The sequence below is a fragment of the Nonomuraea marmarensis genome (assembly GCF_043197025.1).
In the GTDB taxonomy this organism is placed as follows: domain Bacteria; phylum Actinomycetota; class Actinomycetes; order Streptosporangiales; family Streptosporangiaceae; genus Nonomuraea; species Nonomuraea marmarensis.
Genome location: NZ_JBICRM010000009.1, coordinates 289,208 through 301,513, shown reverse-complemented (window position 1 = coordinate 301,513; position 12,306 = coordinate 289,208). Strand labels below are relative to the sequence as shown.

Here is a 12,306-nt window from a genome sequence, read left to right as displayed (position 1 = left end):
TAGGGCCATCCCCGTTTTCAACGCGCCTCAGGGCAGGTGGCGGATGCTGTACGGGTCGGCGGCCGCGCGCAGGCGCGCCGCGTCCTGGCCGGGTGGGGCACCGAAGAGGCGTCGGTATTCGCGGTTGAACTGTGAGGGGCTGTCGTAGCCGACGAGATGTCCGACGCCGGCGACGTCGTCGGGACGGGCGATCAGCAGCGTGCGGGCTTCTTGGAGCCGGATGCGTTTCTGGAACTGCAACGGGCTCATCGCGGTGACCGCGCGGAAGTGCCGGTGGAACGCGGACGGGCTCATGCCGGCCAGCCGGGCGAGCTCCTCGATCCGCATCGGTTCGGCGTAGTTGTCGCGGATCCAGCTGATCACCCGGTTGACGTGAGTCAGGCTGCTGTCGGCCAGGCCGATCTGGCGGAGCATGCCGCCGTACGAGCCGGTGAGCAATCGCCAGAGGATCTCCCGCTCGACCAGCGGGGCGAGCACGGGCGCGTCGGTGGGGTGGTCGAGCAGGCGCACAAACCGTGTCACGGCGTCGAGCAACGCGGGGCCGGCCTCGCCGGTCGCGATCGCGGGCAGCCCGGTCGTGGTGCGGGACCACCGCGCGACCGGGGCCTCCAGCAGTAGCGGGGCGATGGCGGCAGGGCGCAGCACCAGCCCCATGGCCAGTGACGGGGTCTGTGGGGTGGCGTCGATGAAGTGACCGGTGACGGGCAGGTCGGCGGTGACCACGAGACACTGCCCCGCCCGGTACTCGTACACCCGGTCGCCGAGCAGGAGGCGTTTGCCGCCCTGGGCCATGACGACCAGCAGCGGCTCGGTCAATGAATGGTCCGGCATCGACGTCTGCACCTGCGACAACAGCAGCGTGCCGATCGACGTCCGCAGGTCCGCTCGGGCATGGGCAGCGATCAGGCCGCGAAGCTCCTGGAGGTACTGGGAGGTGGTGCGCACACTCCACGGAAGCATCCGCGAACTCGCTGAGGCAAGCCCGATCCAGGCGAAATCGAGAGGATTGTGCAACCCCCGGCGCGGATCGGTCTACCGCCGACCACGCCGATCGCGCTTGCATGGTGGGGACATTCCGACACACAGGAGGCGTTCATGCCGCTTGATCACTACGTCACCCTCGGCAGGTCGGGGCTGCGGGTCAGCCCGTTCGCGCTCGGCGCCATGACCTTCGGGGAGGATCCGGGGGGTGCTGGGTGCAGCGTCGAGGAGTCGGAGAAGATCTTGGCGACCTACCTCGATCTGGGTGGGAACTTCATCGACACCGCCAACTTCTACACCAACGGCCACTCCGAGAAGATCCTCGGGGACTGGTTCGCCGCCCACCCCGGCCGGCGTGAGCGGGTGGTGCTGGCCTCGAAATTCTTCGCCAACCTCTTCCCCTGCGACCCCAACGGCGGCGGTGCGGGCCGCTCTTCGATCATTGCCCAGCTCGACGAGACCCTGCGCCGCCTGCGCACCGACTACGTAGACCTGTACTGGCTGCACAACTGGGACCGGCACACTCCGATCGAGGAGACGTTGCGCACCCTCGACGACCTGGTCCGGGCCGGAAAGATCCGCTACATCGGGTTCTCCAACACCCCGGGCTGGGTCACCGCACAGGCCCAGACGACGGCGCTGCTGAAGGGCTGGACGCCGCTGATCGCGCTGCAGGTCGAGTACTCGCTGCTGGCCCGCACCGTCGAGGGCGAACTCGCGCCACTCGCGCTCGACCAGGGCATGGCGCTGGTTCCCTGGAGCCCGCTGAAGAACGGTTTCCTGTCAGGTAAGTACCGGCGCGACACCCAGGTCACCGACTCCGCCCGCACGGCCTTCGTCGGCGGCCCCAGCGAGGACGAGTTCACGGTCATCGACGCCGTCGCCGCGGTCGCCGGCGAGCTCGGGACCACGTCCGCGGCGGTGGCGCTGGCCTGGCTGCTCGCCCGTGCGGGCACCGTCGTGCCCATCCTCGGCGCCAGGCGCGTGGAACATCTCCAGGACAACCTCACCGCCCTGGAAGTGACCCTCAGCCCGGAGCACCTCCGGGTCCTGGATGAGGTGTCGGCCCCGACCCTGAACTACCCGGCACCGATGCACGGCGCGTTGCGTGCGATGTTGCAGTTCGCCGGAGCCACGGTGGACGGCGAACCATCGACCGTCTACCCGCCGCTGGTGCAGAGCCCCGTCCGCTACTGAGTGTCCGCGCCGCGCACAGTGCAACTCCTGCCGGCCGGTGGCGTTTTGAAGGGGGTACGCACGGACCTCGGGTGGGCGTGCGCTGGCATCAGTGAACGGAGGGGAAAGGCTCGCCAAACTCGTAAATGCCTGATCGCATTGACACATGGCGGGAAGGCCGCCTTATCGAAGGTGCAAAAGGCCGTTTTTCGCAGCAGCCGTTTTCAGGGCACAAAAGCGCACCCTCCGGGTTTCGGTCGCCCGACGGCTGTCGCGCAAAACCCTCGCACAGACCACCCCCTCCTGTCTACGGGGGCCTTCGACCTGCTGATTTCGCTAACGCAGGATTACAGATCGGGCAGCTACAGATCACAAATCTGCAACATTATGGACTTGGCTATTTGTCCGAAACATGGGTCAATGATCCTGTTACGCACTAACTAGCAGCGCTGACGTTAGTTCGGACAAAGGAGAGCTGTCGTGGCCCATAGGCGGAGACTTGGGAGATTCCTCACGGCGGTGGCAGGAGGCGCGCTTCTGCTGTCCGCCTGCGGGCAGAGCAGCGACGAGGCGAGCAAACCCTCGGCGTCGGCGTCGGCCGGTGCGGCGCAGACCATCACCTACGCCGGCGAGCAGGAGTTCAACTCCTACAACAGCACCGCGGTGAACAACCTCGTCAACAGCACGGCCATGCAGCGGGTGCTGGCCGGCTTCTGGTACTACGGCGAGAACGGCGTGGTGACTCCGGACAAGGACTTCGGTACGTACACGAAGTCCTCCGACGATCCGCTGACCGTGAACTACGAGTTCAACGCCAGTGCCGTCTGGTCCGACGGCACCCCCATCGACTGTGACGACGCCCTGCTGTTCTGGGCGGCCAAGTCCGGCAAGGTCAAGGGCTTCCAGATCGACGGCAGCAGCGGCGTCGAGCTCACCAAGGCCCCGGACTGCAAGGCGGGCGACAAGAAGTTCACCTTCGAGTACTCGGAGCCGTTCGCCGACTGGGAGAGCAACGGCCCGGGCGCCGCGGACCTGCTGCCCGCCCACGTGGCCTACAAGGCCGCGGGCATGAGTGAGGCGGACTTCATCGCCGCGGTGCAGGCGGAGGACGCCAAGAAGCTCGAGGGGGTGATCAAGTTCTACAACGAGGGCTGGGTCATCGAGGGCGGCATCAAGGACCTGTCTCTCTTCCCCGCCTCCGGCCCCTACAAGATCTCCGCCATGGAGGCAGGCCAGTCGCTGACCCTCACCGCCAACGACAAGTGGTGGGGCCCCAAGCCCGCGACCCCGACCATCGTCATGCGGGTCATCTCGCAGGAGGAGCAGGCCCAGGCGCTGCAGAACCGCGAGGTCAACCTGATCGAGCCGCAGCCCAACCCCGACCTGCTGGCCCAGCTCGAAGGCATGCAGGGCATCACCGTGAAGACCGGCGACGCGTACACCTACGAGCACCTGGACTTCAACTTCGACTCCAGCGCGTTCAAGGACAAGACGCTGCGCGAGGCGTTCGCCAAGTGCGTGCCCCGGCAGCTCATCGTGGACAACCTGATCAAGCCGCTCGCGCCGCAGGCCCAGGTGCTGCAGGTTCGCACCAAGCTGCCGTTCGAGGCGGACTATGCCACCGTCGCCCAGGGAAGCGGCTCGGAGAGCTACGGCCAGCCCGACATCGAGGGCGCCAAGGCGCTGCTGGAGAAGGCCGGCAAGGCCGGGATGGAAGTGAAGATCGGCCACAACCTGCCCAACCCGCGCCGTACCCAGGAAGTGCAGCTGATCTCGGACTCCTGCGGCAAGGCCGGCTTCAAGATCGTTGACGTTGGTGACGAGAAGTTCTTCGAGGCCGGCGGTCCGCTGGCCACGAACAGCTATGACGTGGCGTTGTTCGCGTGGAGCGGCTCGGCCGAGGTCAGCGGCTGGAGCTCGGAGTTCACCACGGCCAAGGAGTGCAGCGAGGCCGGCAAGGAGAACAACAACGGTTGCTACTCCAGCAAGGAAGTCGACGCGCTCATCAAGAAGCTCAACGGTGAGGTCGACAAGACCAAGCACCCCGCCATGATCGCCGAGATCGAGAAGGCCCTCTGGACGGACCTCGCCACGATCCCGCTGTTCGCCCACCCGAACATGCTCGCGTGGGACGAGAAGCTGCAGGGCATCGTGCCGAACCCGGCGCAGTCGTCGATGACCTGGAACATGGACAAGTGGAGCCTGGCATCGTAGCCGTCCGATCACTCTGAAACACCAGCGCGAGCCGAGGACCCGCGGGTCCTCGGCTCCGCGCCAGGACCACTCATGAACCAAGGGGGGTAGCGAGTGATCGCCTTCATCGCACGAAGACTGATCATCTCCTTCTTCGTCCTCCTGGCGGCCACCATGGTCATCTACGGGCTGACGGCGCTCGCGGGCGACCCGCTGGCGGACCTCCGGGAGCTCCCGGGTCCGGACCGGGAAAGGAAGATCGCCGACCGCACCGAGCGGATGAACCTCGACGTTCCCCTCCCGCTCAGGTACCTGACCTGGCTCGGCCATCTGTTCCGCGGTGACCTCGGCGTCAACCGCGACGGCCAGGATGTCGCCGTGCTGCTCGGCCACGCCCTGTCGGCCACGCTCCAGCTCGTCGTGGCCGCCACCGTGCTCGCGGTCGTCATCGGCGTGATCGTGGGCATCGTCTCGGCGCTGCGGCAGTACAGCGCCTTCGACTACTCGGTCACCTTCGCCGCCTTCGTCTGCTTCTCGCTCCCGCTCTTCTGGGTCGCGGTGATGCTCAAGCAGTACATCGCCATCGAGTTCAACGACTGGCTGCGCGATCCCGCCATCTCTCCTGCCGTCATCGGTGCGGCGGCCCTGGTCGGAGGGCTGATCTGGGCCGCGCTCGTCGTCGGCGAACGACGCGTCCGGCTCGCCGCGTTCGGTGCCGGCGCCGCCGCCACGGCCGTGACGCTGACGCTGCTCTCGGCGACTCGCTGGTTCGCCGACCCGGGCATCGGCCTCATCGCCCTGGCGGCCCTCGCGGGCGGCACGGCGATCGGCGTCACCATGCTGATCTCCGGACTGCGGTATCGCGGCCCCCTCTATGCCGCCCTCTCGGCCGCGGGGATCGGCGTGCTCCTGTCCGAGGTCCTGGATCCCGTCCTCGCCGATCCGAGCTGGCTGGGGATCTTCGGCCTCGCGGTCGTGACGGTGGCCGTCTGCGTGGGACTCGGCTACGGCCTCGGCGGGCTGCTCCGCCGCCAGGCGGTCATCGGCTCCGTCCTGACGGGCCTGATCACCGGCGGGCTGATCTTCCTCGATCGGATGCTGCGCGGTTTCGCCGCCTACAGCGATCGGGTCCGCGGCCGCCCGATCGCCACGATCGGTTCGAGCACCCCGAACTTCACCGGCGACTTCTGGCAGACCAACCTGGACGTGGCGGGTCACCTCCTGCTGCCGACCATGGCGCTGATCCTGATCTCGCTGGCCACCTACACGCGCTACAGCCGCTCCAGCATGCTCGAGGTGATGAATCTCGACTACGTACGCACCGCACGGGCCAAGGGACTGCCCGAGCGCACGGTGGTCACCAAGCACGCCTTCCGTAACGGGATGATCCCGATCACCACGTTGATGGCCTTCGACTTCGCGGGCGTGATCGGCGGTGCCATCGTGACCGAGAACGTCTTCGGCTGGCAGGGCATGGGGAGCCTGTTCCTCAAGGGGCTCGAACAGGTGGATCCGGCTCCGGTCATGGCGTTCTTCATCGTCTCCGGGAGCGCGATCGTGCTCTTCAACATGCTGGCCGACATCGTCTACGCCTACCTCGACCCGCGGATCAGGCTGTCATGAAGGAGAACCACTCATGACGATCAGCGCGCAGGCTCCAGGGGCCGCGCAGGGCATGACCGTCGTCGCACGTACCCAGAGTCAGATGGTCCGTCGCCGGTTCTTCCGGCATCGTGCGGCGCTCGCCGGCATGGTGGTCTTCGGCTCCGTCGTCCTGCTCGCGTTCACCTCCATCGGGTTCGGGCCCGTGCCCGGCTGGTGGGACAAGACCTATCTGGCCACCGGATCGCTGGTCAACCAGGGCAGGCCCACGCTCAGCCTGGTGCCGGAGTTCCTCGGCGGCGCGGGCATCCGCTGGGGTGAGCATCCGTTCGGCCAGGACAACATCGGAATCGACTACTTCGCGCTGGCCATGCGCGGCACCCAGCAGTCGATCATCGTCGCGTTCATCGTCGGCTTCGTCGCCACGACGGTCGGAACGCTGGCAGGCGCCTTCGCCGGATATTTCAGGAAAAAGACGGAATCGATCATCATGCGGCTCACCGACGTGATGATCACCATTCCGGTCCTGATCATCGCGGCCATCGTCGGGCGGTCGTTCGGCGACTCGGGCATCGTGATCCTGGCCATCTGCATCGGCCTGGTGACCTGGCCCACGCTGGGCCGGTTGATCCGCGGCGAGTTCCTGTCGCTGCGGGAGAAGGAGTTCGTCGAGGCGGCGCGAGCGTTGGGAACCTCGGCCGGCCGCATCATCTTCCGGCACATCCTGCCGAACACGGTCGGAGTCATCATCGTCAGCGCGACCCTGGCCGTCGCCAACGCGGTGCTGCTGGAATCGGCGCTGTCCTTCCTCGGTGTCGGCGTGCAACCGCCCGATGTCTCCCTCGGCCAGCTCATCGACACCTACCGCAGCGCGATGACCACTCGCCCGTGGCTGTTCTGGTGGCCGGGCGTCTTCATCATCGCGATCGCGCTGTCCGTCAACTTCATCGGCGACGGCCTGCGCGACGCGTTCGACCCTCGACAGACCCGGGTGCGTGCCTGATGATTAGTCCCCCTGACGAGATCCTCCGCGTACAAGACCTGACCGTCGAGTTCCCCACCGAGGACGGCGTCGTCCACGCGGTCCGCGGAGTCTCCTACTCGCTGCACGAGCGGGAGGTGCTCGGAATCGTCGGCGAGTCCGGCTCGGGCAAGTCGGTCTCGTCCCTGGCCGTGATGGGGCTGCTCCCTCGCGGCGCTCGCGTACGGGGCAGGATCCTGTACCGCGGCGACGACCTGCTGACGCTGTCCACCCGCAGGCGGCGCGGCCTGCGCGGGCGCAACATCGCCATGGTCTTCCAGGACCCGATGTCGGCGCTGAACCCCGTGCACCCGATCGGCGACCAGCTCGCCGAGGCGGTGCTCGCACACGGCCTCGTGCCGCGGAAACAGGCGCTCGCCCGGGCCAAGGAGATGCTCGACCTGGTCGGCATCCCGCAGGCCGAGGCGCGGTTGCGCAGCTATCCGCACGAGTTCTCCGGCGGCATGCGGCAGCGCGCGATGATCGCCATGGCGGTCATCAACAACCCGGACGTCATCATCGCCGACGAGCCGACCACGGCTCTCGACGTGACCGTCCAGGCGCAGATCCTGGAGAAGCTCCTGGAGGTCAAGGACGCCGTCAACGCCGCGATCGTGCTGATCACGCATGACCTCGGCGTCGTCGCGGGCATCGCGCACCGGGTGCTCGTCATGTACGCCGGCAAGCCGGTCGAGATCGGCGACACCGACACGATCTTCTACCGGCCGCGCATGCCGTACACCGCGGGGCTGCTCGGCTCGATGCCGTCCCTGGAGACCTCGGGCGGAGGGCGGCTGCGTCCGATCGGGGGCGCTCCGCCGTCCTTGATCAACCTGCCTCCTGGCTGCCCGTTCTCGCCGCGCTGCCCGCTGGCCGACGGCGCGTGCCACAGCGAGGAGCCCGGCCTCGCGGAGGCCGGCGAAGGCGGGCACTACACCGCCTGCCATCACTGGGACCAACTGGCCGCGGTGGCGGATCCCACCGCGCTCTTCCGTACCGAGAGCGAGGGGGTCAGATGACCGTGCAGGCGCACCTGCTGGAGGTGAAGGACCTGGTGATGAGCTTCCCCGTGCACGGCGCCGGGTTCCTGCGCAAGGTGGCGGGCCACGTCCAGGCGGTGAGCGGTGTCTCCATGCACGTCGACCCGGGCGAGACCCTCGGCGTGGTAGGCGAGTCGGGGTGCGGCAAGTCGACCACGGGCCGGGCCATCCTCCAGCTCCACAAGCCCACGTCGGGCTCGGTGCGCTTCGAAGGCATGGAGCTGACGACCTTGACCGCCAGGCGGTTGCGGGCGGTACGGCGGGACATCCAGATCGTTTTCCAGGACCCCTACGCCTCGCTCAACCCGAAACTTCCGGTCAACGACATCATCGCGGAGCCGCTGAAGGTCCACGACCGATGGCGGGACGGCGGCCCGGCCAGGGTGTCCGAGCTGCTCGAACTGGTCGGTCTCAACCCCGAGCACGGAAACCGGTACCCGCACGAGTTCTCCGGCGGCCAGCGCCAGCGCGTCGGCATCGCCCGTGCACTCGCACTGGAGCCCAAGCTGCTCGTGCTGGACGAGCCGGTGTCGGCACTGGACGTGTCGGTGCAGGCGGGAGTGGTCAACCTGCTCGAAGATCTGCAGGACGCGTTCGGGCTGTCATACATCTTCATCGCGCACGACCTTTCGGTGGTCAGGCACATCTCCGACCGCGTCGCGGTGATGTACCTCGGCAAGATCGTCGAGACCGGGCCGCGTGACGACGTCTACGACCGGCCGGTCCACCCCTACACCCAGGCCCTGCTGTCCGCGGCGCCGACGGCCAATCCGGATGAGGAGCGCCGCAGGCAGCGGATCATCCTCACCGGCGAGGTGCCGAGCCCGCTGGATCCGCCGAGCGGGTGCAGGTTCCGCACCCGCTGCTGGAAGGCCCAGGAGATCTGCGCCGCCGAGGAGCCCGCCCTGGTCGACCGTGGAACCGGACACCCTGCCGCGTGCCACTTCCCGGAGGTGAACACCAAGGTGGTGTGAGGTGGGCGGGACCGGCCGACCCGCGGCTACCGTACGGGGACGGCGAGCTCGCGGCCGCGATAGAAGCCTTCCCGCTCCTCGATGACGTAAGGGGCCATGACCTCACGTCGGCGGGTCTCAGCCTCGGAGGTTCGCCAGGAGTCGCAGGCCTCCTTCGTATCCCAGAACGACACCCCGATGATCTCCTGCTCGTCCTCGGACCAGTACGCGTAAGCGTGGCGCAGGCCCTGCGGGTACGGGTCCGGGCGCCATGCCCTTTCGAACTCCTCCAACGTGCCCGGCTTGATGCGGCGCGTCGTCACCCAGATGAAGTGCTCCCTCATCGCAGCCTCCTCCCGAACGCCTGTTCGGTTTGATGGCCCCTCTCCCTCCACCATAGGTCCATGGCGCCGGCCCTCGATCCCCGGGTCTGGCCGTTCGCCGCCACAGCGCAGGTACCGCTTCGTCGCCACCTCGCCGGAGAGCCTCTCCGACACCAGGACGGCGCTGGACCGCCTGCTGGAGTCGCTGCGTACGCGATGAATCGCCGGTGCTCGTCAGCTGCGGGCGGCGGCCCTGCTCTTGCGGGAGCGGTAGTTCGCCACCTTGACGCGGTTGCCGCATTCCTCCATCCCGCACCATTGGCGGTTGCCGCCCCGGGAGCGGTCGATGAAGATACGCGTGCAATCCTCCAGGGCGCACTCCCGGATGCGCAGCTCGCCCAGCTCGCCGAGCAGCTCGGCCGCGGAATGGGCCACGCCGGCGGCGACCGCCCCCGCGTCTCCGGAACGAACGAGCCCCTTGGAGGTCAGTCTCACCCGCGGCGGCGCCCCGGCCGCCTCCTCGTTGACGATGCGCAGGTCGTCCTCGGGCCAGGGACGGCCTTCCATGGCCTGGGTCACGAGGCGGTAGACGGCCTCCCGCAACGTACGCAGCCGCCGTAGGTCGGCGGCGCCGACGGCCGGCTCCTCGGTCGTCACCCCGGCCTCGACGGCCCATCGGCCGAGGTCAGCGGGAGTGGCGAGGAGCTCCTCCGGTTCGCTGCGCCGCCACTTGAGCGTGCCGATGAAGTCGAGGGCGAGGTTGCCGCTGACGAAGACGAAGCTCACGACACCATCTTGACAGGTTACATAAGGCTGCCGCAATGTTGCGTACACCTGCTGAGCCGGTTACACGGGAGCCCCATGTGATCACCGATGACGACTACCTCTATTACGTCGACCGTGCCCTCGATGGGATGGCCGGCATCGTCGCCGACCTCGGGGACCGGCTGGCCAACGCCCGGCCGCCGTTGCCCGGCGCCAACTCGCCGTACGCACTGCTCACCCACTGCTTGGGAGTGGTGTCGTACTGGGCCGGGGAGCTCGTGGCGGGACGCGAGGTCGTCCGCGACCGCGACGCTGAGTTCGCCGGCGCCGGCCCCGTCGGCCCGCTGCTTGACAGGGTGGCCGCGGTACGGGCCCGGCTCGCCGAGGACGTGCACGCGGCCGTTCCCGCCGGGCAACTCCGAGGTACGCCGTCCGCGGCCTTCCTCGGCCCCGACCGCGAGCTGACCCAGGGGGCGGCGCTGCTGCACGTCTACGAGGAGCTCGCGCAGCACCACGGCCAGATGGAGATCCTGCGCGACGCCATCCTCGCCGGGGTGACGCCGTGAAGCCCGCGTTCGAGGCCATCGACGTCGAACGGCTGCGCTCGGGGCACGGCGTCAAGTGGGGGTCCCTGCCCGCGGACACCATCGGAGCCTGGGTCGCCGACATGGACTTCGGCGTCCCGCCCGCCGTACGCGAGAGCATCCTGCAGGTCACGCAGCGGGCGGACTTCGGCTACCCGTACTGGCCGGGCGAGGACCCGGTGATCGAGGCGTTCGAGGAACGCATGGTCGCCCGCCACGGGTGGCGGCCGGAGCCCGGGCGGGCGCGAGTGTTCACCGACCTGCTGCAGGTTCTCCAGGTCATGATCGAGTACGCCACGGAGCCGGGTGACGGCGTCGCGATCCACGTCCCCGCGTACCCGCCGTTCCTGGCGAGCATCGCCCGCGCGGGCCGGCGGATCGTGCCGCTGCCCATGACGCGAGGCGAGACGGGATGGCAGGCCCCGGCCGGCGGGCTCGCCGGGCACCTACGGGAGCAGGGCTGCCGCCTGCTCGTGGTCGTCAACCCGCAGAACCCGACCGGCCGCGTCTTCACCCCCGCCGAACTGCTCGACCTCGCCGCGGCGGCCGAGGAGCTGGACCTGGTGGTGCTGGCCGACGAGATCCATGCCGATCTGGTGTTCGCGCCGCACCGGCACGTGCCGTTCGCCTCGGTCGGTACGGCCGCCGCGCGGACGGTCACCACCACCTCGGCGACGAAAGCGTTCAACATCGCCGGGCTCCGCTGCGCCGTCGCGCACATCGGCCCGGACCGGCTGCGTGCCGCGCTGGACAGGGCCCCGCTCGACTTCTTCGGTACGCCGAGCACCCTCAGCCGGGTCGCCACCGTGGCCGCCTGGCGGCGATCCGAGGCCTGGCTGGCGGCCCTGATGGGGACCCTGGAGTGCAACCGGCGCCTGGTCGAGGAGTGGGCGGCGGGACTGCCGTGGGATCCGCGCTACCACTCGCCGCAGGGCACGTACCTGAGCTGGCTCGACTTCACCGGCAGCCCGATCGGGGCGGCCGCGCCCGCCGAACGCCTCGAACGCCTGGCGCGGGTCAAGCTCAGCGAAGGGGCCGAGTTCTCCCAGCACACCATGGTCGACACCGCCGCGTTCGCCCGCCTCAACTTCGCGACCAGCACGTCCAACCTCTTGGAGATCCTCGACCGCGTCACCGCCGTCCAGACGTGAGACGGCCGGGCCGGGTCGCCTCCCCGCCGCTACCGGTCAGCGGGATGTGTCACGCGCCGGGAAACGACCTCGGCGGCGCCGAAGGCGATCCAACAGCGGACCGGTTACCCCGTGCACCGTTCCCGTGCGCCACGAGGCAGCGGGCAGCAGGGTCCGGCTCCGATGGGCAACTGGCACGAGGGCGTTGAACAGGCACGCGAGGTTGCGGGTAACATTCCTCCACCAAGGGCGTGACATTTCGTTCCATGGCTCCCGCGTGAGCGCGCGCTCCCGCTTCGGTAACAGCACTCGGCCAATACTTACACCGCGGGGCGAACTTTGAATTCGACTTCAACACGGTTGATCGAATCGCCATTGACTGCGGGACGGATACCCGTTCGACTGCAATCCCGAGACGGGGAGTTGGACCGAAGGATCAGCGTGGACGCGCGTGACCGCTACAAGCGCCTCCCACACCGGCCCGGGCACGCCTCGGAGCTGGATGCGGGATGATCTCAGCTATCGAGATGCATGGCGT

11 protein-coding genes are annotated in these 12,306 nt (G+C 68.4%); 8 read left to right on the top strand and 3 right to left on the bottom strand.

All coding sequences use genetic code 11. The features are described 5' to 3' along the window. Positions 1-27: 27 nt before the first annotated feature. Positions 28-960 carry an AraC family transcriptional regulator gene (locus ACFLIM_RS18050; RefSeq protein ID WP_393166761.1) on the bottom strand — a complete coding sequence of 311 codons (933 nt, stop codon included), beginning with the start codon at positions 958-960 and terminating at the stop codon, positions 28-30. Positions 961-1,095: 135 nt separating this feature from the next. On the opposite strand from ACFLIM_RS18050, the gene ACFLIM_RS18045 reads away from it, so the two are divergent. From ACFLIM_RS18045 to ACFLIM_RS18020, 6 genes are all read left to right on the top strand, one after another. Beyond that, a complete protein-coding gene (locus ACFLIM_RS18045) occupies positions 1,096-2,178 on the top strand; it encodes an aldo/keto reductase (protein ID WP_393166758.1) in 1,083 nt (360 codons plus the stop codon). 498 nt (positions 2,179-2,676) lie between these two features. Continuing rightward, the gene (locus ACFLIM_RS18040; RefSeq protein WP_393166756.1) at positions 2,677-4,371 is read left to right on the top strand and encodes an ABC transporter family substrate-binding protein; all 1,695 of its coding nucleotides are present in this window, start codon (positions 2,677-2,679) and stop codon (positions 4,369-4,371) included. Between the two features lie 93 nt (positions 4,372-4,464). Then, a complete protein-coding gene (locus tag ACFLIM_RS18035) occupies positions 4,465-5,973 on the top strand; it encodes an ABC transporter permease (RefSeq protein ID WP_393166754.1) in 1,509 nt (502 codons plus the stop codon). Between the two features lie 13 nt (positions 5,974-5,986). Next, a complete protein-coding gene (locus tag ACFLIM_RS18030) occupies positions 5,987-6,955 on the top strand; it encodes an ABC transporter permease (RefSeq protein ID WP_393166752.1) in 969 nt (322 codons plus the stop codon). Next, a complete protein-coding gene (locus ACFLIM_RS18025) occupies positions 6,955-7,992 on the top strand; it encodes an ABC transporter ATP-binding protein (RefSeq protein WP_393166750.1) in 1,038 nt (345 codons plus the stop codon). The genes ACFLIM_RS18030 and ACFLIM_RS18025 overlap by 1 nt, the downstream gene beginning before the upstream one ends. Beyond that, positions 7,989-8,987 carry an ABC transporter ATP-binding protein gene (locus ACFLIM_RS18020; RefSeq protein WP_393166749.1) on the top strand — a complete coding sequence of 333 codons (999 nt, stop codon included), beginning with the start codon at positions 7,989-7,991 and terminating at the stop codon, positions 8,985-8,987. The genes ACFLIM_RS18025 and ACFLIM_RS18020 overlap by 4 nt, the downstream gene beginning before the upstream one ends. Positions 8,988-9,013: 26 nt before the next feature. Here ACFLIM_RS18020 and ACFLIM_RS18015 read toward each other — a convergent pair whose 3' ends face one another. After that, a complete protein-coding gene (locus ACFLIM_RS18015; protein ID WP_393166746.1) occupies positions 9,014-9,310 on the bottom strand; it encodes a hypothetical protein in 297 nt (98 codons plus the stop codon). Between the two features lie 213 nt (positions 9,311-9,523). Then, a complete protein-coding gene (locus tag ACFLIM_RS18010; protein ID WP_393166745.1) occupies positions 9,524-10,075 on the bottom strand; it encodes a CGNR zinc finger domain-containing protein in 552 nt (183 codons plus the stop codon). Positions 10,076-10,152: 77 nt separating this feature from the next. Between ACFLIM_RS18010 and ACFLIM_RS18005 the strand changes: the two genes are divergently transcribed. Continuing rightward, positions 10,153-10,620, top strand: a complete 468-nt coding sequence (locus ACFLIM_RS18005; protein WP_393166743.1) for a mycothiol transferase — start codon at positions 10,153-10,155, stop codon at positions 10,618-10,620. Next, positions 10,617-11,789 (top strand): aminotransferase class I/II-fold pyridoxal phosphate-dependent enzyme, encoded by a 1,173-nt coding sequence (locus ACFLIM_RS18000; protein WP_393166741.1) that lies wholly within the window; start codon positions 10,617-10,619, stop codon positions 11,787-11,789. Before ACFLIM_RS18005 ends, ACFLIM_RS18000 begins: the two co-directional genes overlap by 4 nt. Positions 11,790-12,306: the final 517 nt, after the last annotated feature.

What these genes read in the sequence shown, in the direction of transcription:
- ACFLIM_RS18050 (WP_393166761.1), bottom strand. Translation starts at nt 960, where the DNA reads ATGCTTCCGTGGAGTGTGCGCACCACCTCCCAGTACCTCCAGGAGCTT.
- ACFLIM_RS18045 (WP_393166758.1), top strand. Translation starts at nt 1,096, where the DNA reads ATGCCGCTTGATCACTACGTCACCCTCGGCAGGTCGGGGCTGCGGGTC.
- ACFLIM_RS18030 (WP_393166752.1), top strand. Translation starts at nt 5,987, where the DNA reads ATGACGATCAGCGCGCAGGCTCCAGGGGCCGCGCAGGGCATGACCGTC.
- ACFLIM_RS18025 (WP_393166750.1), top strand. Translation starts at nt 6,955, where the DNA reads ATGATTAGTCCCCCTGACGAGATCCTCCGCGTACAAGACCTGACCGTC.
- ACFLIM_RS18020 (WP_393166749.1), top strand. Translation starts at nt 7,989, where the DNA reads ATGACCGTGCAGGCGCACCTGCTGGAGGTGAAGGACCTGGTGATGAGC.
- ACFLIM_RS18015 (WP_393166746.1), bottom strand. Translation starts at nt 9,310, where the DNA reads ATGAGGGAGCACTTCATCTGGGTGACGACGCGCCGCATCAAGCCGGGC.